The sequence below is a fragment of the Ruminococcus flavefaciens genome (genome assembly GCF_900143025.1).
GTDB lineage: Bacteria > Bacillota > Clostridia > Oscillospirales > Ruminococcaceae > Ruminococcus > Ruminococcus flavefaciens_I.
Genome location: NZ_FRCT01000002.1, coordinates 55,261 through 77,132 on the forward strand (window position 1 = coordinate 55,261; position 21,872 = coordinate 77,132).

The 21,872-nt window shown below is 41.7% G+C and carries 17 protein-coding genes, 5 tRNA genes and 1 riboswitch; of the genes, 17 read left to right on the forward strand and 5 right to left on the reverse strand.

Annotated elements, in window-relative coordinates; translation table 11 throughout:
- Positions 1-63 precede the first annotated feature (63 nt).
- From BUB28_RS02400 to BUB28_RS02410, 3 genes are all read right to left on the reverse strand, one after another.
- Positions 64-690, reverse strand: a complete 627-nt coding sequence (locus BUB28_RS02400; RefSeq protein WP_072948325.1) for a response regulator — start codon at positions 688-690, stop codon at positions 64-66.
- Positions 687-2,330, reverse strand: coding sequence for a sensor histidine kinase (locus tag BUB28_RS02405; protein ID WP_347497264.1), 1,644 nt, complete (start codon positions 2,328-2,330; stop codon positions 687-689). The genes BUB28_RS02400 and BUB28_RS02405 overlap by 4 nt, the downstream gene beginning before the upstream one ends.
- A gap of 229 nt (positions 2,331-2,559) precedes the next feature.
- Positions 2,560-5,052, reverse strand: a complete 2,493-nt coding sequence (locus BUB28_RS02410; RefSeq protein WP_072948340.1) for a hypothetical protein — start codon at positions 5,050-5,052, stop codon at positions 2,560-2,562.
- A gap of 540 nt (positions 5,053-5,592) precedes the next feature.
- On the opposite strand from BUB28_RS02410, the gene BUB28_RS02415 reads away from it, so the two are divergent.
- Positions 5,593-7,530 carry a polysaccharide biosynthesis protein gene (locus tag BUB28_RS02415; RefSeq protein WP_072948342.1) on the forward strand — a complete coding sequence of 646 codons (1,938 nt, stop codon included), beginning with the start codon at positions 5,593-5,595 and terminating at the stop codon, positions 7,528-7,530.
- Between the two features lie 267 nt (positions 7,531-7,797).
- Positions 7,798-9,894: a glutamine synthetase III family protein gene (locus BUB28_RS02420; RefSeq protein WP_072948344.1), complete on the forward strand. Its 2,097-nt coding sequence runs from the start codon at positions 7,798-7,800 to the stop codon at positions 9,892-9,894.
- Between the two features lie 62 nt (positions 9,895-9,956).
- On the opposite strand, the gene BUB28_RS02425 is transcribed toward BUB28_RS02420, so the two are convergent.
- A complete protein-coding gene (locus BUB28_RS02425) occupies positions 9,957-10,802 on the reverse strand; it encodes a tRNA lysidine(34) synthetase (protein WP_072948346.1) in 846 nt (281 codons plus the stop codon).
- Between the two features lie 179 nt (positions 10,803-10,981).
- On the opposite strand from BUB28_RS02425, the gene BUB28_RS02430 reads away from it, so the two are divergent.
- The 12 genes from BUB28_RS02430 (at position 10,982) to BUB28_RS02485 (ending at position 19,290) form a co-directional block, all read left to right on the forward strand.
- Entirely contained in the window at positions 10,982-11,938 is a 957-nt protein-coding gene (locus BUB28_RS02430) for a serine O-acetyltransferase (RefSeq protein ID WP_175547791.1), read from the forward strand.
- Between the two features lie 210 nt (positions 11,939-12,148).
- Positions 12,149-12,224 (forward strand) — tRNA-Val (locus BUB28_RS02435).
- Between the two features lie 7 nt (positions 12,225-12,231).
- Positions 12,232-12,308 (forward strand) — tRNA-Asp (locus tag BUB28_RS02440).
- A 4-nt stretch (positions 12,309-12,312) separates the two neighbouring features.
- A tRNA-Gly gene (locus BUB28_RS02445) sits at positions 12,313-12,388 on the forward strand.
- 5 nt (positions 12,389-12,393) lie between these two features.
- Positions 12,394-12,467, forward strand: a tRNA-Cys gene (locus BUB28_RS02450).
- 193 nt (positions 12,468-12,660) lie between these two features.
- Entirely contained in the window at positions 12,661-14,283 is a 1,623-nt protein-coding gene (locus BUB28_RS02455; protein ID WP_072948350.1) for a choice-of-anchor A family protein, read from the forward strand.
- Positions 14,284-14,490: 207 nt separating this feature from the next.
- Complete coding sequence (gene rsxC / locus BUB28_RS02460) at positions 14,491-15,768, forward strand: electron transport complex subunit RsxC (RefSeq protein WP_072948352.1); 1,278 nt, start codon at positions 14,491-14,493, stop codon at positions 15,766-15,768.
- Between the two features lie 14 nt (positions 15,769-15,782).
- Positions 15,783-16,724 carry an RnfABCDGE type electron transport complex subunit D gene (locus BUB28_RS02465; RefSeq protein ID WP_072948354.1) on the forward strand — a complete coding sequence of 314 codons (942 nt, stop codon included), beginning with the start codon at positions 15,783-15,785 and terminating at the stop codon, positions 16,722-16,724.
- On the forward strand, positions 16,714-17,241 hold the full coding sequence (locus BUB28_RS02470; protein WP_072948356.1) for an RnfABCDGE type electron transport complex subunit G: 528 nt from the start codon (positions 16,714-16,716) through the stop codon (positions 17,239-17,241). Before BUB28_RS02465 ends, BUB28_RS02470 begins: the two co-directional genes overlap by 11 nt.
- Positions 17,234-17,908 (forward strand): electron transport complex subunit RsxE, encoded by a 675-nt coding sequence (gene rsxE / locus BUB28_RS02475; protein WP_072948358.1) that lies wholly within the window; start codon positions 17,234-17,236, stop codon positions 17,906-17,908. The genes BUB28_RS02470 and rsxE overlap by 8 nt, the downstream gene beginning before the upstream one ends.
- Positions 17,905-18,483, forward strand: a complete 579-nt coding sequence (locus BUB28_RS02480; RefSeq protein WP_072948360.1) for an electron transport complex protein RnfA — start codon at positions 17,905-17,907, stop codon at positions 18,481-18,483. The genes rsxE and BUB28_RS02480 overlap by 4 nt, the downstream gene beginning before the upstream one ends.
- 12 nt (positions 18,484-18,495) lie before the next feature.
- Positions 18,496-19,290: an RnfABCDGE type electron transport complex subunit B gene (locus BUB28_RS02485; protein WP_072948362.1), complete on the forward strand. Its 795-nt coding sequence runs from the start codon at positions 18,496-18,498 to the stop codon at positions 19,288-19,290.
- Between the two features lie 81 nt (positions 19,291-19,371).
- On the opposite strand, the gene BUB28_RS02490 is transcribed toward BUB28_RS02485, so the two are convergent.
- Positions 19,372-19,455, reverse strand: a tRNA-Leu gene (locus BUB28_RS02490).
- Positions 19,456-19,954: 499 nt separating this feature from the next.
- On the opposite strand from BUB28_RS02490, the gene BUB28_RS02495 reads away from it, so the two are divergent.
- From BUB28_RS02495 to thiF, 3 genes are all read left to right on the forward strand, one after another.
- Positions 19,955-20,818 (forward strand): SPL family radical SAM protein, encoded by an 864-nt coding sequence (locus BUB28_RS02495; protein ID WP_072948364.1) that lies wholly within the window; start codon positions 19,955-19,957, stop codon positions 20,816-20,818.
- Between the two features lie 46 nt (positions 20,819-20,864).
- A riboswitch (TPP riboswitch) is annotated at positions 20,865-20,971 on the forward strand.
- Between the two features lie 54 nt (positions 20,972-21,025).
- Entirely contained in the window at positions 21,026-21,220 is a 195-nt protein-coding gene (gene thiS, locus BUB28_RS02500) for a sulfur carrier protein ThiS (RefSeq protein WP_072948366.1), read from the forward strand.
- Positions 21,221-21,223: 3 nt separating this feature from the next.
- Entirely contained in the window at positions 21,224-21,859 is a 636-nt protein-coding gene (gene thiF, locus BUB28_RS02505) for a sulfur carrier protein ThiS adenylyltransferase ThiF (RefSeq protein WP_072948368.1), read from the forward strand.
- The last annotated feature ends 13 nt before the right edge of the window (positions 21,860-21,872 follow it).

Genomic DNA, 21,872 nt, shown 5'->3' on the forward strand with positions numbered 1-21,872 from the left:
CAAGAAATACGGTCGGAAAGCATATGAAAAAAACGGAAGGATCATCTTCTGTTTTTATATGTATCAAATAATGTTGTTTTTGATAGCAAATACCGCAAGCTGAGTGCGATCCTTCATTCCAAGCTTTTCGAGAAGTCTTGAAACACCGTTTCGTACAGTGCCCTCTGCGAGGAAAAGCTTTGATGCTATTTCTCTGTTGTCGTAGCCTTCACATATAAGGCGTATAAAATCTATCTCACGGTCGGTAAGGTCGAAATTTCTTGCGTCCTGCTGTACAATAACATCTTTCTTTATGGAACGGAAAACATTATCGCAGAATACGTTTATTCCGCCTGCGACTGCCTTGATGGAATTTATTATCTTTTCATTGTCCATCTCTTTAAGTATATAGCCGTCTGCTCCGCTTGCGATAGCCTTGTCAACAGTTTCTTTGTCGTCAAATGTTGTAAGGACGAGCACTTTTACATCGGGAAGTGTGTCCTTGATTTTTCTTGTGCCGTATCCTCCGTCGTAATCAGGCATACGCATATCCATGAGCACTACGTCAGGCTTCAGCTTTATGCTCATTTCGTATGCTTCTTTTCCGTCTGATGCTTCACCTACAACAGTGATATCGCTGTCGCTGGAAAGAACAGCTGTAAGTCCTGCCCGGAGTATCTTCACATCATCAGCTATAATTACGTTTATCATTTCTCCACCCCATCTATCGGTATTTTTATTATGGTATTGAACCCTTCATCTTTTACGGAGGAAAATCTAACTGTTCCTCCCAATGCTTTTGTACGTTCGCGGATACCTCTCAATCCATTGTGTTCGGAGATATTTTCGCAGACCTTTCCATTGTCGAGAATGTACATTTCTATCGTTCGGTCAAGGAACTTGATTATAACGTCTATCCTTGAAGCCTCGGAATATCTTAGGGCGTTGGTTATTGTCTCGCGGCAGTTGTCGTACATTTCCCTTATGCAGAAGCGATAACGTTCGTTCTCTGTACCTTGTGTGCAAAGCTCGATATCAACGCCTCTTACGGCAGTTATAACAGTCTGTACAGCTTTTGTTACCGATGTCATGAACTCATCGTCACGGAGGTTATTTATCGTACATCTCAGCTGTGTAACGCCGCTTCTTGATAGTCCGTCGATCTCAGATATGTTTTCAAGCATCTTTTTCTTATCTATCTGCGGTTGTTCCGCATCATATTTCAGTATCCTTGCAAGTGAGCTTATCATTGTGAAGGTATGACCTGCGGAATCGTGCATTTCCTGAGCTATTCTGGTACGCTCTTGTTCGAGACTAAGCTTTTTCTCAACTTTTACGAGATCATGGTACTCGGTTACGTTGTTAATAGTTATTACACGAGCCACATCGTTTCCGCTCTTGTTCTGACAGTATGTCTGCTTTATATTGTAATACTCATTATCATATTTCAGCTCCATAAGGCTGAAATCGCTGGGTATCTCTTCGTTCATAAGCTCGGAAATGACCCTTACGAATTCATTTGATGTATCAATATCCTTTAAAAAAGGAATATTCTCGGAGTATTTGTTTTTGTAGGTTATCCTGTTGTTATTATCAAATATCATTACTCCGCTGTCTATGTTGTTGATAGTATCTCTGATAGCTATAGTGTTGATATTCAGCAGTCCGTAGCGTCCTAATGCGATTATAATGAGGATACTGGATATGCCGAAGAAAAGTGGCGTGAGAGTTACATTTGAATGGAATACACCTGTAAGTGACAGTGTATTAACTCCCAAAGGTATAGCTGCTGAAAGAATAAGCAGAAATGACTGCTTTGTTATCTGAGAGGAACTTCTTGTGTGTTTCAGGCAGATTATGGTTATACCTGTAACTATGCATACATAATAGATAACTTGATACACATAGAAAAGAGGTCCGTATGTAAATCTTTTGGCTACGAATGAGGAATAATAAAGGTGATGCATGGGGTTGGTGAATACTACGATTATTGCAGAGATGGTTATAAGGGGAAGCAGCCATAGAAAACGGGGCTGTTTTTTCGGAGACAAGGTGTATTCCTGAGACAGCCACAGCCATAGAGGTCCGAAGCAGCTTATTCCAAGATTTCCTATTACGTAGCTTATCCAGAATTGTTGTTTTGTATATGAAAAAAGTATCAGGACTTCTGATACAAGCCAAAGCACAATAGAAAGCTGACAGCTCAGGAACAGGTGAGTCAGTCGGTTGCTGTTGCCGCGGCGAAGCACCCATGTGACTGATATTAACATACCGCACAATCCGATCAGAAGAAGTACGGCAGAAACAATTGTGGACGTAGTAATGCACCTCCATGTATAGATATTATATATTTATTATAACACATGAACTCTTTTTAGGCAATATTTTTTTGTAAAAACATGAAAAAATGCTCCGCAGTAACATCGATACCCATATAGCAGGTTTGCACTAATTATTGAGAGAACCCCTTTTGAAAAAGGGGCTCCTCTGACGGAGGAAGCCTTTCTTCAGAAAGGTTTCCCCCGATAAATAGTATAAGCTTCTATATTAGTATCAAGGTCATTGCGGAGCATTTATGCTTTACCAATTCCAGCCGCTGAATTTTTTAGCGACAGAGGTTTTCAGAGTTTCGTTATTCTTTTTGAGGTATTCATTGACTGATGCGAGTACGATAAGAACAACTCCTGCGAGGAAGAGGTATATCCACCAGTTGAGAGCCATGAGATAATCTCTTGTTGCGAATAATGTTATAGTGAAAAGAGAAGCTGCTGATGTGATGAACCATGTCTTTGATCTTGACATTATCGAGATGATAAGCACAAGTATCATTATTGTCATTACGAATATTGTATTTGATGCAGTGTCGAATACAATAGCATCTATAAGAAGTGATACGAATGTAAAAATGAATATTATCTGTGAGAAATTCTTTGCTGTTTCTTCAAATTTACGCCAGATAAAGCGTACTGCGATACCTGATAACGCGATTATTGCGAGTGTGATCTTGTTTGTTACAGCTTTTGATTCGAAGATGAAGAACGGACGGTCTATTAAAGCGATGACTGTGAAAACAGTTGAAAATGTGAGAAGTACGGAAACAGTGGAAGGACGTAAATTCTTCTTTATAAGTCCTGTACAGAATATTGCGCAGGCAATAAGACAAAGAAAAGCCGAAATGTCTGTATCGTTGAATAATTTTAAGATCGGCAGCCATGCAACTGTGATAAACGGATCGATCACCTTTTTGCTGTTTTTATCGCAGATAACAGCATCGGGATAAATTATCCTTGAAAGCAGTGTATAAGCGATAACTGTTATGAACATTGCTGTTTCTGATGCTATGCCGGTATCCGAGAATTCTCTTGTCATCATGTAAACTAACTTTATTACGGTGTATGATGATAAGAGTGCGGTCAAATTGAATCTTGTCTTGTTGGACAATGCGAAATGTACGAGGCAAAGTGCTGCTGTGATAAGAGAGAGGAGCTTGTACTGCGGTGTTGAAGCGAGTATAAAGCCTGCGAAGCCGAGGTTTGAGTATACAGCTGTATCCGAACTTATCTTCTTGCCGATCGATGTGCACAGCAGAACTGCTGAAAAGCCTATAAGAAGTGCAGCGAGTATGCTCATGCAGGTGATGCTGTTGATGTAGTAATCATAGCTTACGGCATTGGATCTGGATAAAGCTATAATAGCTGATGAAGGTATAACAGGAGTAAAAAGACCTGCAATAGCCTTTACCGAGTTGTTCTTATGGAATAGATATGAGTCTGTGATAACTGTTGCTATTGCAGCGATGAAAAGATAAGGGATAAATGTGTGTGATCTTATCATAGCGATGCATGAGAAAGTCATGAAAATTACAGCAAAGAATGAAACTATCTCTGTGAATATGTTTTTCATGCCTGGTACAAAACGATGAATAAGGTAGATCACGATAGTTATAAGGGAAATAGCTACGATGCAGAAGCATTCGCTGAATGAGTTCAACAGTGAATTGAATATCATAATTGGCAGCATCAGCGAAAGAACACATTCTATGCAGATTAAAGCCTTGATATTCTTGTGGATGCCGTAAAAAGCAAACTGTATAATAAGTGCTGAGATTATAAAGTAGCTTGAAAAGGTCGGTGCTGAAATAGTTGATATTACGTAGCTCAATGCCATTGAACCGAAGTAGAATGCAGATATGATACAGACTCTTTTTATTGGAAGTTCGTATTTGCTGCCTTTGAGCGGTTCAGCGAAGAATATAAAGCCTGCTATTACAGCCTGAATAGCAATAAAGATAAGTGAACGGTAAGCGTATGTATCTGTGATCTGTAATACAGTAAATAAAAGTCCCAGTGCTGCTGTTGAAAGCGAAGCGTAAACAAGGGCGATATTTTTGAAAATCCTTATTCCTATGAGCAGCAGTAAGCCTGCTGTAAATGATGAGACTGCAAGCAGTGCGAATACGCCTTTTCCGTCAAATGAGAACCATTTTCCCATTAACTGATAGTAGCCTGCTGTGAGCATTGCTGTGGAAATAAATCCCGAGCCGAGCACGTAGAATGATAAAGATGTGCCTGTCAGCTTGAGAAATCTTGATATTACGCCGCTGAGTGCGTAAGCAACAACAGCCGCAGCTGCTATTATGAGTACTCTGCCTGTGTGAGATGTGTTGACCCAGCTTGCGACTCCGAATGCAAGTCCTGAAAGAACTACAAAAACCGTGCCTATAAGAAAAAGAATATTTGATACTGTCATATCAGGCTTGGCTTTCTTAGGCTTTTCAGGAATATCAGCCTTTGGAGGAAGCGGTGTTTCGTATTCAAGTGCTGTTATCCTGTTTTCGTCAGATGCAGGGCGTTGGGGAGGAGTATTTCCGAAACCTCCCACAGTATTGAAGCTGTTGAAGTTCTGATAATTAGGATTGTTGTAGTTGTAAGGGGGAGTATAGATATTATAATACTGATTTTGAGGATAATTGCTGTTATTTTTCTTGCTGTCTGATAATTTTATTATGCCTATCACCATAAATGGTATCGTTATGGGCATTGCGATCAATATGATTGTAAAAAGCTCTGTCATAAAGACCATCCTTTCTGTCATGGGGCATATGTTTTTCTGTGACTATATAATAACACGTTTCTGCGGAGAATATAAGATGTCATTCGTCATTTTCTGAGTGACAAATGTCACTGTTTTAGTGACAAAAGGCACATATCAGCAACAATTTAACAAAATGTTAATTTGATATATGAGATATATTATTTTTTTATTATTTACAAAATGTTATATAGTTATGAAGTACATGGAGTATAAATAAATTGATTAATTACAAAATGCTGATTTTGAGGTGGATAAATAACTGAATGAGCAGCTTAAAAGAATGTGTTATTTGTGATATGTAACAAAATATTATGAACTTTTTTAGTGATAACTGTTTTGGTATTGATTTTTTTGAAACTATAAGTATAATGTAATTGTATTGGTTTAGATGAGATTTATATATAAATAAAATCTTTAGTTTACTGCTTTAAATATTCTGTATTATTTTAATAATATCTTTGTACTTTATGCAGTAGGCGATCAAGGTAAAACCATGGTCGGGGTGAAGGGAGTATTTTTATGAGAGATCTGTTCAGAAACTTTAAATGCCGAAAAGTTGTACTTGCTGTAGCTGATGTATTTATAATATGTGTTGCAGCTCTTATCGCAAATTTTTGCTTGTCATTTGTCGGGCGGGACATTGATGAGTCAAAATTGATAATATCAGCGGCTGTGAGCGCGATATGCTGCATAGGCGGAATGTTCATATCGGGTGCTTACAGTAAACTGTGGCGATATTTTAACAGCAGGGATTACCTTAGCTGTGTTTACGGCGCGATAGTAGGTATCGTCTGCTCAACGGCTATAGTTTATATTATCGACGGCACACGCAATTTGCTTTATTCGGGGCTTCATCTTACGCTTATAGTATTAGGAGTATGTCTTTTCAGATATTTCTTCAAGACAGCGTTTATCACTCTTGTTAAGCCGGAGCCTTTCAAGGGCAAGCGTACAATGGTCATAGGCGGAGGACAAGCCTGCAGAACTATACTCAAGGAAATACATAATGCTCAGAATTCTCCTTATTCGGGAGACAAGCAGGTGACTATGTTTGATCCTGTGTGCATTATTGATGATAACAGAGAAAAGATCGGTTCAGAGATCGGCGGTGTCGAGATCGTCGGAACTACTGCCGAGATATACAGATTTGTCAAGGAGAGAAACATAGAGCAGATACTTTTTGCTATCCCGTCCTGCTTTGAGGATGAGAGAAAACGTATCCTTGATATCTGTGCAGATACAAAGATACCTGTGAAGGTAGTTCCGTTCATAGGCAATCTTGTGTTTGATGATGAAAACAAGACTATTATTAATCAGATACGCGATATCAGAGTAGAGGATCTTCTCGGCCGTGATCCTATAAAGTTTGATAATGCTGATATCAAAAATTTCATAGGCGGCAAGGTTTGCATGGTAACAGGCGGCGGCGGAAGCATCGGTTCGGAGCTTGTACGCCAGATATCAAAGTATTCGCCAAAGAGAGTCATTATCGTTGATATCTATGAGAATAATGCCTATGAGATAGAGCAGGAACTGAAAATGGAATATGGCGACGAGCTCGACCTTGTTACACTTATCGCTTCAGTACGCGACTATTTCCGAATGAATCAGATATTTGAGACATACAAGCCTGATGTTGTTTTCCATGCAGCTGCTCACAAGCACGTACCGCTCATGGAAGTATCTCCTATGGAGGCTATCAAGAACAATATCGTTGGTACATTCAATGTTGCTACGCTTGCACAGTTCCATAATGTTGAGAAGTTTGTTATGATATCTACCGATAAGGCAGTTAATCCGACTAACGTTATGGGCGCATCAAAGAGATGCTGCGAGATGATAGTTCAGTATCTTGCACAGCAGCACGAAGGAAGAACCGAATTTGTAACAACTCGTTTCGGCAATGTACTCGGTTCAAACGGTTCTGTTATCCCGCTTTTCAGAAAGCAGATAGAGCAGGGCAGACCTGTTACTGTTACTCACCCTGATATTATCCGTTACTTTATGACTATTCCCGAGGCTGTAAGTCTTGTTATGGAGGCTGCTGCAATAGCTAAGGGCGGCGAGATATTCGTTCTTGATATGGGACAGCCTGTAAAGATAGTAACACTTGCAGAAAACCTTATCCGTATGTACGGAAAAGAGCCATATAAGGACGTAGAGATCAAGTTCACAGGTCTCCGTCCCGGCGAGAAGATCAAGGAGGAGCTCCTTATGAATGAGGAAGGACTCCAGAAGACCTCAAACAAGCTCATCTTTATCGGTAAGCAGATAGAGATAGACGAAATGTCATTTGCTTTCAGACTCAATGCGCTTAGAAATGCCGCACTTGAAAACAATGAAAAGATAGCTGTTGATGCTCTCCATGATATGGTTCCAACATTTACCACTCCCGAAGCCTTCAACAGCAAGGAGCTCAAAAAAGAGACTCTTGTATCCGCTGCGGAGTCAGCATAAACGAATATTATGTTCCTTTCGTGGGATATACGTTGTACTGCCGATCGTTGATCGGCAGTATTTTTGTCATACCAATTTTTGTATATAGGGCTGTATTTGGCATAATATACCTTTTTTATGATAGAGTTGCGGTTATTTTGTATCAAGATGAAAAAGTGATGCTGCGGAGCTGTCCTTATATTGACAAAAAGCTGATATAGTGGTATAATTTTAAATTATAATGGAGTATTGTATATAAGAGTATTTATGCTCTGAGGAGGAAATTCTATGTCTATTAATATCCCCGAGATCTTTGCTTGCAATGTGTTCAACGAGGAGGTCATGAAAAACAGACTTCCAAAAAATATCTATAAAGCACTCAAGAGAACTATGCAGAACAGTGAGCCTCTTGCAGATATGGCTACAGCCGATGTTGTTGCTAATACAATAAAGGAATGGGCTATCGAAAGAGGCGCTACTCATTATACACACTGGTTCCAGCCTATGACAGGATCTACTGCTGAAAAGCATGACTGCTTTATCAGCCCTGCTTCAAACGGAATGGCTATCATGGAGTTCTCAGGCAAGGCGCTTGTAAAAGGTGAGCCCGATGCATCTTCGTTCCCGTCAGGCGGTCTGAGACAGACAAGTACCGCAAGAGGCTATACAGCATGGGATCCTACTTCCTACTGTTTCGTTAAGGAAGGAAGCCTTTATATCCCGACTGTTTTCGTATCCTATACAGGTGAAGTTCTTGATAAGAAAACACCTCTGCTTCGTTCTATGCAGGCTCTCAGCAAGACTGCTGTACGTTTTCTGAAGCTTTTCGGAAACGACAGAGTTACAAGAGTAACCTCCACAGTCGGCGCAGAGCAGGAGTATTTCCTCATAGATAAAAAAATGTACGACAAGCGTGAGGACCTTATCCTTACAGGCAGAACACTTTTCGGTGCAAAGCCTCCGAAGGGTCAGGATCTTGATGACCAGTATTTTGCAAATCTTCGTCCGAGAATAGCTGCTTACATGGCTGATCTTGATGAGGAACTCTGGAAGCTTGGCATTTACTCAAAGACAAAGCATAACGAAGTTGCACCTGCACAGCACGAAATGGCTCCTATCTTCACCACTTCAAACCTCGGTACAGATCAGAATGAGCTTGCTATGGAGGTTATGGAGAAGGTGGCTCTCAAGCACGGACTTGTTTGTCTGCTCCACGAGAAGCCTTTTGAAGGCGTAAACGGTTCAGGTAAGCATAACAACTGGTCTATGTCCACAAATGACGGTCAGAACCTTCTTGATCCTGGTGACACTCCTATGGACAATCTCCAGTTCCTTACTATTCTCTGCGCTCTTATAAAGGGTGTTGATGAGTATGCCGATCTTATGAGACTTTCAGCAGCTTCCGCAGGCAACGATCACAGACTTGGCGCAGACGAAGCTCCGCCTGCTATCGTTTCCATGTTCCTCGGTGAGGAGCTCGAAGCCGTATTACAGGCTATAGAGGACGATGCTGTATACAAGACAAAGGCTCGCGCATTCAAGATAGGTGTTGATGCACTTCCGTCATTCCCTAAGGATTCTACCGACAGAAACAGAACTTCTCCGTTTGCTTTCACAGGAAACCGTTTTGAGTTCAGAATGGTAGGTTCTTCCGATAATATTGCTTGTCCGAATGTACTTCTCAATACCATTATGTGTGAGGAGCTCAGTCAGTTTACAGAGATACTCGAACCCTTCAAGGGCAAGGAAGACTTTGATGCAGAAGTAAGAAAGCTTCTCAAGAGCGTTATCAAGGAGCACAGAAGGATCATCTTCAATGGTGACGGTTATTCTGCTGAGTGGGTAAAGGAAGCTGAGAGAAGAGGGCTTCCGAACTACGCTTCGACAGTTGATTGTATGCCTCACTATACTGACGAAAAGAATGTGCGCATATTCCGCAAGTTTGAGATATATAACCAGAATGAGGTCGCTGCAAGAACCGAGATACACCTTGAAAAGTATTCAAAGACTATCCGTATCGAAGCACGTACAATGGTAGAAATGGCAAGAAAGCAGCTTCTTCCTGCAACTATGGAATATGTTCAGACTCTTTGCGAGTCTATCGCTACAAAGAAGCAGATAGGCTTTACAAGCAAGACTGATGAAAAGATAGCTAATAAGCTCAATGATCTTGCAGACCGCTTCTATGATTCTATTGTAAGACTTGAGGATAGAGTAAACGAAGCAAATGCTGTAAAAGGTATCCAGAAGCAGGCAGAATTCTTCCATGATGTTGTTCTTGCTGAAATGGATATAATGAGAAGCATCGCAGACGAAATAGAGCTCAATATGCCTGCTGCAAAGTGGCCTATCCCTGCATATTCGGAAATTATTTACAACGTATGATAAACTTAAAGCCGCCTGAATTGGCGGCTTTGCTGTTATATGAGTGCTTTTAGCTCTTTGGGTTACGAGTCTTTTTCAAATTTATTTGTTCCCTTTACGCTCAGTCCTTTGTCGAAGTCGTCAAGGAAATGATGATATTCGTTTCCGCGGTGATAGGAAATAAGGGTTTGCAGATTGACGTTTTCAACGCTCCTGAATATGTTCATATCAACAGAAGGATTGACCTCGCGAAGGGATTTGAGCAGCTGTTTTACCTCTGCACGTTTTGAACTTCCCTCGCTTTTTGTTATACGGCAGGCACACTGTATAAAATGCAGGCTGTTATATTCTGCCCAGCTTATGATGTCAGCTTCGCGCACAAGATACAGCGGACGTATGACCTGTACGTTTTCGTAGTTCTCACTGTGTATCTTTGGCATCATAGTCTGTATCTGAGAGCCGTAAAGCATACCCATTAGTATTGTTTCTATAACGTCATCAAAGTGATGACCCAGAGCTATCTTATTGCAGCCAAGCTCCTGCGCTGTTTTATAGAGCCAGCCTCTGCGCAACCTTGCACATAGAAAACAGGGATGCTTTTCAGCTTTTTCTGTTGACTCAAATATGCGGGTATTCATTATTTTTACAGGAATACCAAGAAGTTCTGCGTTTTCGACTATCTTGCTGCGGTTTTCTTCGGCATATCCGGGGTCCATAACTATGTATTCGGTATCGAAGCTTATATTGCTGTATTTTTGCAGCCTCATCAGGCACTTCGCCATAAGCATCGAGTCCTTTCCGCCCGATATACAAACACCTATTCTGTCACCATTTTCTATCATTTTGTATTCATCTATACTTTTTCTGAATTTTGACCATATTGTCTTACTGAATTCTCCTGTAAGCGATCTGTCTATATTGATATCCATAAGCTACCTCTTTCTTTGACGGCATATATATAATATAGCCCGAATATCATTTAAAGTCAATAGTATAATGAGCTTTTTTTAGCTTATTGATATAATTCATATTGACTTAATAAGAGAAATAATGTATAATGATATTTGGAGATTGACATTTGTCTTTTTATTTTTGTGAGGTGGGTATGATGAAGAATATTGAAGAACAGATCAATGAACTGGCAAAAAGAATTCTTTTTGATTATAGGGACGATCGTACTATCAATGAGATAAAGACTTTCGATCACGCTGATAACGATGAGATAATAAGCATAATCGAAGGACTTAGAAGGATAGTTTTCCCGGGTTATTTCAGAAATAAGAACTACAGGGTCTTTACCGTAAGAAATAATATGTCCATGATACTTGAGGATGTTATTTTCAAGCTAATAAGACAGATATTCGTGGTTCTGCGATACGATGGAAAATATGCTGATCTCAGTGATAATGACCTTAATAAAAAGGCTATAGAGCTTACATTTGAGTATCTCAATAAGATACCGAAGATAAGAGAATATATCGAAACCGATGTTCAGGCTGCATATGACGGAGATCCGGCTGCATACAGCAAAGACGAGATAATATATTCATATCCGGGACTTTATGCTATACTTGTAAACCGTCTTGCACACGAGCTTTTTGTGCTGGGAGTGCCGCTTATCCCGAGAGTTATGACTGAGCACGCTCACAGCAAGACAGGTATAGATATACATCCCGGTGCTACAATAGGAAAATATTTCTTCATTGACCACGGTACAGGCATAGTTATAGGTGAAACTACAGAGATAGGGGACTACGTAAAGGTATATCAGGGAGTTACTCTCGGTGCACTCTCGACAAGAGGCGGACAGTCTTTACGCAATAAAAAGCGTCATCCTACTATTGAGGACAATGTTACCATATATTCAGGAGCTTCTATTCTCGGCGGTGAAACTGTGGTCGGAAAAAATGCGGTTATCGGCGGTAACGTATTCATAACCCGCTCTGTTCCCGCAGGAGCTAAGGTAAGCGTAAAGAATCAGGAACTCAGATATAATTTTGATGATGCAGCCAAGGTTGAGAAATCCGATCTTGATACTGATGAAAGCTGGTTCTATATTATATAAATGAAATTATCCTGCTGAGCAGGTCAAGTATCTGCTCAACGAGGAAGTTTGAAAAAAATTTTTTGAAGCTGTTTGACGTAATATAGCCATGAAATGACATACCGAAAAAATTTTTTGAAAAAATTCAAAAAAAGGCTTGACAGAATACAATTATCGTGATATAATATTAAAGTCGTCGGGCGAGAGTAACCGATGAACAGAAGAATATGTGGGGGTTTAGCTCAGCTGGGAGAGCATCTGCCTTACAAGCAGAGGGTCACAGGTTCGAGCCCTGTAGTCCCCACCAATTCTTTGGCCTCGTAGTTCAGTTGGTTAGAACGCCTGCCTGTCACGCAGGAGGTCGACAGTTCGAGTCTGTTCGGGGTCGCCATTACGCGGATTTAGCTCATCTGGTAGAGCGCCACCTTGCCAAGGTGGAGGTAGCGAGTTCGAGCCTCGTAATCCGCTCCAATAGCGGCGCTATAGCCAAGTGGTAAGGCGTGGGTCTGCAACACCCTGATCCCCAGTTCAAATCTGGGTGGCGCCTCCAGAAGAGCATCTGCAATAGCGGGTGCTTTTTGTTTTACGTTTCTTCGATAGTTTGAAGAAACGTTTTTTTATTTGTTGAGCCTATGTGAATTTTGCTTAGTTGAAATATTATAATTTTGTGTATATTGTTCATTGATTATATATTACTTTTGTGCTAAAATAATATAAAATATTATATTATCGGGGGATTGGCAATGAATAAAATAAAAATCAAACGTTTTTTAAGTGTACTTACATCGTTCTGCATTATGGGAGCTGTACCGTTGGCGTTTCATAATAAGGAAATACCTGCCGAGCCGGGTTCGCAGCCTGTTACAGCACAGAATAAGGCTGAATTGCTTGGTGTAAACGATACCGATGAATATTTTCTCGGTGCAGCAGGTCAGTTCTCGGTTTTCCTGCACGATGATTTTGCAGCCCGCGGTTCTGACTGTGAGGGAAGACTTGCTGTAGGCGGCAATGCGAATATTGGTGAGACTGCTTCCTATTCTGTTGGCGCTAAGCTTGATCCTTCAAGCAAGGCTGCTCAGATAGTCGTAGGCGGTGATACGCTGAAAAACTTCCAGCCTGACGGCAAACGTTTTGTCATAGGCACTGAGGGGACAATAAGCCAAGAAATAACAGATCATATGAACGCAGGTCAGTGTGAAGTTTACGTTGGTCAGCTTATCGACTTTGATAAAGAGTTTGAGCTTCTCAATCAGAGGAGCATTTATCTTAGCAAGCTTGAACAAAACGCTAATCTTGGAATTGAAAAGTACTACGATAAGGGCTGGACTATCACAGGCAACGATAAAAACCTTAATGTAATTACTCTTAATGAAGATCAGGCAAAGATATTTAATGACGGATTCTTACAGATAGATGTTTATATTCCTCAGGGTTCATATCTTGTTATAAATGTTCCCGGTGAAGATATAAAGCTTCCGCTTACTAATATGAAGCTTTATGACGATAAGGGCAATCTCCTTCAGGATAAGGGCGAAAATATGCCTGTTCTGTATAACCTGAAAGATGCGATTAAGTTCAAGTATCTGGGTTCGATACAGGGCTCTACACTTGCTCCTAATGCAGACGGAAGCGGTGATGAGGGCGGACACGTAGCAGGTGCTACATTTGCGAAGTCTTTTGACGGCGGTATCCAGTTTGGATATTCTTCATTCAATCCTAAGATGCTGAGTGGTTCTGAGGGCACGACAACTACTTCAACAACAACTACTACAAGTACAACGACTACTACAACTACCACAACCACTATGACTACATCTACTACAACTACCACAACAACGTCTACAAGCACAACCACTACAACGCCCACAACTACAAGTACAACTTCGACTTCAACAAGTACGACCACTACTACTACGACTACTACTACCACGACTACAACTACTACGACCACTACAACCACTACCACGACAACGACTACAACTACCACAACAACCACTACTACCACAACAACGACTACAACCACCACAACGACTACTACCACGACAACTACCACAACCACTACGACAACGACTTCAACTACGACTACTACAACAACGTCTACTACAACCACTACGACTACATCAAGTACCACTTCAACAACTCTTGCTACAACGCAGGACGGTGAGGAGTTGACAAATACTACCACGACAACAACTTCTGCAACTACAACAACGACCACAGCTACGACTACAAAGAAAACTGCTACAACTACCAAGAGCAAAACGGATTCTCCGAAAACAGGCGTTGAACCAGTTTATACAGGTTTAGCTGTTCTTGGTACGGCAGCTGTTCTGGCGTTCGTTTCGCGCAGAAGAAAAGATAAATAAGATATTAAGAGGCATCTTTTGATGCCTCTTTTTATTTGATACAACTATAAATTTTTGTCAATTTATTATTTTTTTGTAAAAACATCTTGAATATTTCTCTGATATGTTATATAATTATTATTGTGTGGGCTTTTCGCCCTTTTTGTGACATTATTTTATTTATAAATCTATTCGGCAGTATATCTGCTTTAGTATAAGGAGAAATATATGAAAAAATTGAACTGTATCAAGCTGAAACACCGTAAAAATACGGAAAACAGCTCTACTGTAGTTTTTCCGCTGCCTCAGAAGGTAAGGATACCTATGTCCATGACTATGGGGGCTCCGTGTCAGCCGCTTGTAAAGGTTGGCGACGAGGTCAAAGTCGGTCAGAAGATAGGTGATTCCGATGCGCCTTTCAGTGCTCCTGTTCATTCGGGAGTTTCAGGCAAGGTAACTGCTCTGACTGATTACCGCAATGCTATGGGCGCGGTCTGTAAAATGGTCGAGGTTGAGACCGACGGACTACAGACTGTCTCTGAGGAAGTGAAACCACCTGTTATCACAGACAAGGAAAGCTTCGTCAAGGCTGTCCGTGAAAGCGGAGCCTGCGGTCTTGGAGGTGCAGGTTTTCCTACGCATATCAAGCTTAATCCTAAAAACAATATTGATACTCTCATTATAAATGCAGCTGAATGTGAGCCGTATATTACCGCCGATTATCGTGAAATGATGGAAAATCCGCAGGATATCATCAACGGTATCAATATGGTAAAGTCTCAGCTGGGGATAAAGTCCGCAAAGCTTGCTATAGAGGCAAATAAACCCGAGGCTATAAAGAATTTCACCGAAATGGCTGAAAATGATGACACTATTGATATCATTACACTTCCGTCAGCCTATCCTCAGGGCGCAGAAAAGGTAATTATATACAATTCCACGGGAAGAATAGTCAACGAGGGAAGCCTTCCTGCCGATGCAGGGGTTATCGTTATGAACGTATCGACTGTGGCTTTCCTGTACAGATATATGCAGACAGGTATGCCGCTTGTCACAAGAAGGCTTACTATCGACGGAAATGCTGTTGGTGAGCCTAAGAATGTTTCGGCTGTGATAGGTACATCATTCAGGGAGCTTCTCGAATTCTGCAAGACAGACATCGACTCGATAAAGAAGCTCATTGCAGGCGGTCCTATGATGGGAATGAGCGTTCCCGATATTGATATGCCTGTTGTAAAGACCTCAAACGCACTTCTTGCTTTCAATCATTACGATGAGCGTAAGACCTCAAGTTGTATCCGCTGCGGCAGATGTGTAAGAGTCTGCCCTCTGGGACTTATGCCTGCGGATATTGACAGAGCTTATAAGATACGCAATATTGATGAGCTGAAACAGCTTAAAGTCATGCTTTGTATGAACTGCGGAAGCTGTACATACGTCTGTCCTGCAAACAGAAAGCTTGCAGAGACAAATCAGCTGGCTAAAGCACTTATCCCGAGAAAGTAAGGAGGCGGAGAAACATGAACAAGCTTATCGTTTCGCCGTCACCCCACGACGAAAATTACGTAAAAACATCAAATATAATGCTGAATGTAATAATCGCCCTTCTTCCTGCATGGGGAGCTGCGATATATTTCTTCGGTATGCGTGTTATACCGCTTACGGCTGTATGTATCGGAAGCTGTATATTCTTTGAATATGTCTGCCGTGCAATGATGAAGCGTGACAATACTATCGGCGATATGTCGGCAGTTGTTACGGGATTGATACTTGCAATGAATTTACCTGTTACACTGCCTTACTGGATGGCTGTTATTGGTTCATTTGTTGCTATCGTTATTGTAAAGCAGCTTTTCGGCGGTCTGGGACAGAACTTTGCAAATCCTGCCATTACAGCACGTATCGTGCTTATGGTATCTTTCCCTTCGGCTATGACACACTGGATAAAGCCTGTAGAGTATGACTATGATGCGGTATCTTCGGCAACTCCGCTGGTGCTTGCTAAAAACGGCGGGGATATGCCCTCGTATCTTGATCTTTTCCTCGGAAAGACAGGAGGCTGTCTCGGTGAGGTATGTGCTCTCGGACTGCTTATCGGAGGTCTTTACCTTGCGGCAAGAAAGATAATATCTCTTGCTGCTCCTGTTGCATTTATCGGAAGTCTTTTCGTTTTAAGCTGGGTAAGCGGAGATGATCCTGTATATCAGATACTTGCAGGCGGCGTATTCCTCGGTGCTTTCTTCATGGCTACAGACTACGCCACAACTCCTATAACTACAAAGGGAAAGATAGTTTTCGGACTTGGCTGCGGTATAATAACCTTTGTTATACGTCGTTTCGGTTCCTATCCCGAGGGCGTATCCTTCTCCATACTTCTTATGAACGTTCTTACTCCGTATATTGAACAGCTCACAAGAACTAAGGTACTTGGTGCAAAGGAGGCTGAAAAGAATGAAGGATAAGATAAAGCCTACTCTTGTACTTACTGTGATTTGCGTTATTGCGTCACTTCTTCTTGTGTTTGCATATGAGCTTACGAAAGATCGTATCGCAGATCAGAAAGCTGAAAAATTCAACAGCAGTGTCGAAGCGCTTTTCGGCAAGACTGAAAGCAAGGTAGTTACACTTAAATGCGGATACGATGAAATACAGACTATCGCGGTAACTCCCGATAAAAAGACCGTTATACAGGTATGTACAGACGGCTATTCAAAGGGCGGTATCAACATACTTGTGGGTATTGACGAGAATGGCGCTGTTTCGGGTATAGAGTTTGTTTCACTTGGGGAAACTCCAGGTCTTGGCTCTAAGGTCAGAGATGAGGCTGGTTTCAGAAAGCAGTTTTACGGACTTACACAGCCTTCGGACTCTTTTGACGCTATAAGCGGTGCTACTTTTTCTTCAAAGGGTATGAAACACGCAGTTGATACTGCGCTTAAAGTATATAACGAAAACAAGGAGGCGATAATCGGTGGCTGATAATAAAACTTCTCTCACTAAGGAGCTGACAAAGGGCATTATCAAGGAAAATCCTACACTTGTTATGCTGCTTGGTATGTGTCCAACTCTTGCTGTTACCACTCAGGCTCTTAACGGTATCGGTATGGGTCTGGCTACTACATTCGTACTTCTTGGCTCAAATATCGTAATATCCGCATTAAGAAAAATTATCCCCGATAAGGTGCGTATACCTGCGTTTATCGTAGTTATTGCAAGCTTTGTTACTCTTATCGGTTTCCTGCTTGAGGGCTTTGTGCCAAGTCTTTATGACAGTCTCGGTATTTATCTGACTCTTATCACAGTTAACTGTATAATCTTTGGCAGAGCTGAGATGTTTGCAAGCAAGAACGGTGTTATTGCTTCTGCCTGTGATGCTATAGGTATGGGTATCGGTTTTACACTTGCACTGTTCCTCATGGGTTCTGTGCGTGAGATAATCGGCTCAGGCAAGTGGCTGGGACTTACTATCCCTGTGCTCAGTGATAATCCGATGCTGCTGTTTATAATGCCTGCGGGTGGATTTTTTACTCTCGGTGTTATAATCGCACTTGTGAATAAGCTCAGCAAGAAAAAACCTCCTCAGGAGCTTGGCTGCAGCGGCTGTCCAAATGCCGATGCCTGCGGAAAGGCAGGTGACTGCAAATGAAAACTATGCTTGTGATACTTCTTTCTGCAATGCTCACTGATAACTTCGTACTCTCAAAGTTCATGGGAATATGTCCGTTCCTTGGAGTTTCAAAGAAGCTTGACAGTGCATCGGGTATGGGAATTGCAGTTACATTTGTTATGATATGTGCTACACTTGTTACATATCCTATCCACCATGGTATTCTTGTACCGAATGGACTTGAATACTTCGATACAGTGGTGTTTATCCTTGTTATTGCGTTATTCGTACAGCTTGTAGAGAACTTTCTGAAAAAGTGCGTTCCGTCGCTTTACAGCTCTCTTGGTGTATATTTACCGCTGATAACTACAAACTGCGCAGTGCTTGGCGTTACTGTTCTTAACATTGATAATAATTATAGTTTCGGACAGTCTATTGTAAACGCTCTTGGCGGCGGTCTTGGCTTTATGCTTGCACTTGTTATCTTCTCAGGTGTGCGCAAAAAGCTGGAATATGCAGATATTCCCGAGACCTTTAAGGGTGTTCCTGCTACACTTATTGCCGCTTCCATTGTTTCTGTAAGCTTTATGGGCTTTTCGGGACTTTTCAGCTAAGGAGGTGCGCGTATGACTACTTATCTTATACCTGCACTTATCCTCGGCGGCTGCGGTATACTGGCAGGAGTACTGCTGACTGTTGCAGCTAAGGTCTTTTATGTAGAAGTCGATGAACGTATCGAAAAGATAGGGGAGGCACTTCCTCAGGCTAACTGTGGTGCCTGTGGATTTGCAGGCTGTGCTGATTATGCTTCTGCTATAATTCAGAAGGGAGCACCTACAAATCTCTGTCGTCCTGGAGGTGCTGATGCAGCAGGGAAGATAGCTGATATCCTTGGTACTGCTGCGGCTGAGGTAGTTCCTATGACCGCTGTTGTACACTGTAACGGCGATTGCAACGCAACACAGACAGCTTTTGCTTTTGATGGTGTTCAGTCATGTAAGGCTGTCAAGCGTTTCTACGGCGGCAATGGTACCTGTAAATTCGGCTGTATAGGTCTTGGAGACTGCGTTAGTGCCTGTGAGCATGAGGCTATAAAGGTCGTTAACGGTGTAGCAAAGGTCATTCCTGCACTTTGCGGTGCCTGTGGTCAGTGTGCCGCAGCCTGTCCTAACAGTCTTATAAGTATAAAGCCCCTTGCAAAGCATATTGATGTTCTTTGCTCATCGGGCGACAACGGTAAAGCTACTAAGCTTGCCTGTAAGAACGGCTGTATCGGCTGTAAGATATGTGAGAAAAAATGTCCCAACGGTGCGATCACAGTCAATAATTTCCATGCTTCTATCGATTACGATAAATGTACAAACTGCGGAGCCTGCAAGGATGCTTGTCCTGTAAAGGCTATACACAGCTGCGAAAAATGACAAAAGGTCCTCGGCTAAGCTGAGGACCTTAAATATTGAAATATACAAAAAAGCTTCCCGAATTGGGAAGCTTTTTCAAAGTGCGGATAACAGGACTTGAACCTGCATGAGCTTGCGCTCATATGGACCTGAACCATACGCGTCTGCCAATTCCGCCATATCCGCATATATCTGATATTTTTTACACGGCACAGACTTTACCGAGGCGGACTGTTAAACCAGTTGCTCCGCAGTACCATAATATTTTATCACAAAACTGCGAGCTTGTCAAGGGTTTTCAGAAAAAAATTTGATGGGATATGCAAAGCGGTGCTTACCTTGAAAACAGGAGAGGTTGGTCGCAAATCAGGCGCGGTTGGATATCTAAAAGCCACGGATTATATATGCATCATTATCCTCAGCGCTATACATTATGGGCATAAATTTCTGATGAAAAATAAAGCAGTTAAATTGCTTTATTCTGTAACAGGACGAATATTTTTAGCACCCTGTCTGCAATTCTGAGATGCACAATGAACTTTTAACAGTGGCTTCTCAGCACTTAATGCTTTATCATATCTGAGACATTTTCACAAGGATTTTTTCAAAAAGATATATTTTTTATTGTTGCACAGAACATATATTCATGCTATAATGTTATTACTATATTACAGGAGATAAAGCTATGCATTTTGTTGAAGCGAAAGGGATATTGTACTCAAAAAACGGAATGAACTTGTACCGAGGCTGTACTCATGGTTGCATTTACTGCGACAGCCGCAGTAAATGCTATAATATGCCTCATGCTTTTGAGGATATCGAAGTCAAGATAAATGCGCCGCAGCTTCTTGAAAAAGCCCTGCGGTCAAAGAGAAAAAAGTGCATGATAGGTACCGGAGCGATGTGTGATCCGTATATGCCTGTTGAAGCCGAGCTGAAGCTTACGCGAAGATGTCTTGAGCTTATTGAGCGTTATCAGTTTGGTGCGGCAGTACAGACTAAATCAGACCTCATACTCAGGGATATCGATCTGCTTACATCAATAAACGAACAGCAGAAGGCAGTAGTTCAGCTGACTATGACGACATTTGACGATGAACTTTGTGGTATGATCGAGCCGAATGTTTGCAGGACGAGCAGGCGCTTTGAAGTGCTTATGGAGATAAAAAAGCGTGATATACCAACGATCGTATGGCTTACACCGTTCCTGCCGTATATCAATGACACTGAAGAAAATCTTATTGGATTGCTAAATTACTGCGCAGAAGCAGGAGTTAAAGGAATAATCAGCTTTGGTATAGGACTGACTCTGAGAGAGGGGAACAGGGAGTATTTTTACTCGGCTCTCGACAGGTATTTTAGCGGTCTGTCAGACAGATACCGCAGAGAATTCGGCTATTCCTATGTAATTCCGAGTCCTGACAGTTCACGGCTTATGGGTATAATAGATGATTTTTGTGAGAGGTACGGGATAATGCATGATAATGACCGGTGTTTTGAGTATATGAGCGAGCTTCCCGAGAAATATGAGCAGCTTTCGTTGTTCTGATTATTTTTTGTCCGGTACTTGATTTAGCTCAAAAAGTGTGATATAATACTTGGTGCAGGGGAGCTTGTGGTACAGGCTGAGAGGAAGGTATTACCTTCGACCCTTCGACCTGATTTGGTTAATGCCAGCGTAGGGAGTCCTGTTTTGTTATGTATTTTCAGGGAACTGCGCAGGCTGTTCCCTGATTTCATTATAGGAGGTATCGGAATGGTAAAGATAAACGGAGAGCTTCTTGATAAGGACGGAAAAACTGTTTCGGAAATGCTTGCCGATATGGAAATAAGCGGTCAGCGTGTTGCTGTTGAGCTAAATGAAGAAATAGTTCCAAAAGCAAAGTACGATGAGACTGTACTCAAAGATGGTGACCATGTTGAGGTCGTTCGCTTCGTCGGAGGCGGCTGATAAATGATACCAACTAAAGAGGAAATGTATGCCGCTCTTGAAGAAAGACACGGCAAAGAGCTGCAAAAAAAGCTGAATGACGCATCTGTTGCAGTCTGCGGACTTGGCGGACTCGGTTCTAATATAGCTGTTGCACTTGCAAGGGCTGGGGTCGGAAGACTTCATATACTCGACTTTGACAAGGTAGATATCTCAAATCTTAACAGACAGCAGTATTTCGCCGAGCAGCTCGGAATGAGCAAGACCGATGCGCTTTATGATACCTTGAAGCGTATCGCGCCATACTGCGATATCAGAAAGGACTGTATTAAGCTTAATGAGGATAATATTCCTGAGCTTCTTGCAGATGCCGATATAATCGTTGAGGCTTTTGATAAAGCTGAACAGAAGGCTATGCTCGTAAACTGCGTGCTTGAAAATATGCCTGAAAAATACCTTGTATCAGGTTCGGGCATGGCGGGTATAGCTCCATCAAATATGATAACCACTAAACGCGTAACAAAGCGTTTTTATATCTGCGGTGACGGAGTGAGCGATGTTGAGGACGGAATGGGACTTGTTTCGTCAAGAGTTCTTATATGCGCAGGACATCAGGCTCATGCTGTTATAAGGATAATCGCAGGTGAATTCGATATATAAGGAGTAATTGTTA

Coding starts and splice junctions, on each gene's coding strand:
- BUB28_RS02400 (WP_072948325.1), bottom strand. CDS start 690: ATGATAAACGTAATTATAGCTGATGATGTGAAGATACTCCGGGCAGGA.
- BUB28_RS02410 (WP_072948340.1), bottom strand. CDS start 5,052: ATGACAGAGCTTTTTACAATCATATTGATCGCAATGCCCATAACGATA.
- BUB28_RS02415 (WP_072948342.1), top strand. CDS start 5,593: ATGAGAGATCTGTTCAGAAACTTTAAATGCCGAAAAGTTGTACTTGCT.
- BUB28_RS02420 (WP_072948344.1), top strand. CDS start 7,798: ATGTCTATTAATATCCCCGAGATCTTTGCTTGCAATGTGTTCAACGAG.
- BUB28_RS02425 (WP_072948346.1), bottom strand. CDS start 10,802: ATGGATATCAATATAGACAGATCGCTTACAGGAGAATTCAGTAAGACA.
- BUB28_RS02430 (WP_175547791.1), top strand. CDS start 10,982: ATGAAGAATATTGAAGAACAGATCAATGAACTGGCAAAAAGAATTCTT.
- BUB28_RS02455 (WP_072948350.1), top strand. CDS start 12,661: ATGAATAAAATAAAAATCAAACGTTTTTTAAGTGTACTTACATCGTTC.
- rsxC (WP_072948352.1), top strand. CDS start 14,491: ATGAAAAAATTGAACTGTATCAAGCTGAAACACCGTAAAAATACGGAA.
- BUB28_RS02465 (WP_072948354.1), top strand. CDS start 15,783: ATGAACAAGCTTATCGTTTCGCCGTCACCCCACGACGAAAATTACGTA.
- BUB28_RS02470 (WP_072948356.1), top strand. CDS start 16,714: ATGAAGGATAAGATAAAGCCTACTCTTGTACTTACTGTGATTTGCGTT.
- BUB28_RS02480 (WP_072948360.1), top strand. CDS start 17,905: ATGAAAACTATGCTTGTGATACTTCTTTCTGCAATGCTCACTGATAAC.
- BUB28_RS02485 (WP_072948362.1), top strand. CDS start 18,496: ATGACTACTTATCTTATACCTGCACTTATCCTCGGCGGCTGCGGTATA.
- BUB28_RS02495 (WP_072948364.1), top strand. CDS start 19,955: ATGCATTTTGTTGAAGCGAAAGGGATATTGTACTCAAAAAACGGAATG.
- thiS (WP_072948366.1), top strand. CDS start 21,026: ATGGTAAAGATAAACGGAGAGCTTCTTGATAAGGACGGAAAAACTGTT.
- thiF (WP_072948368.1), top strand. CDS start 21,224: ATGATACCAACTAAAGAGGAAATGTATGCCGCTCTTGAAGAAAGACAC.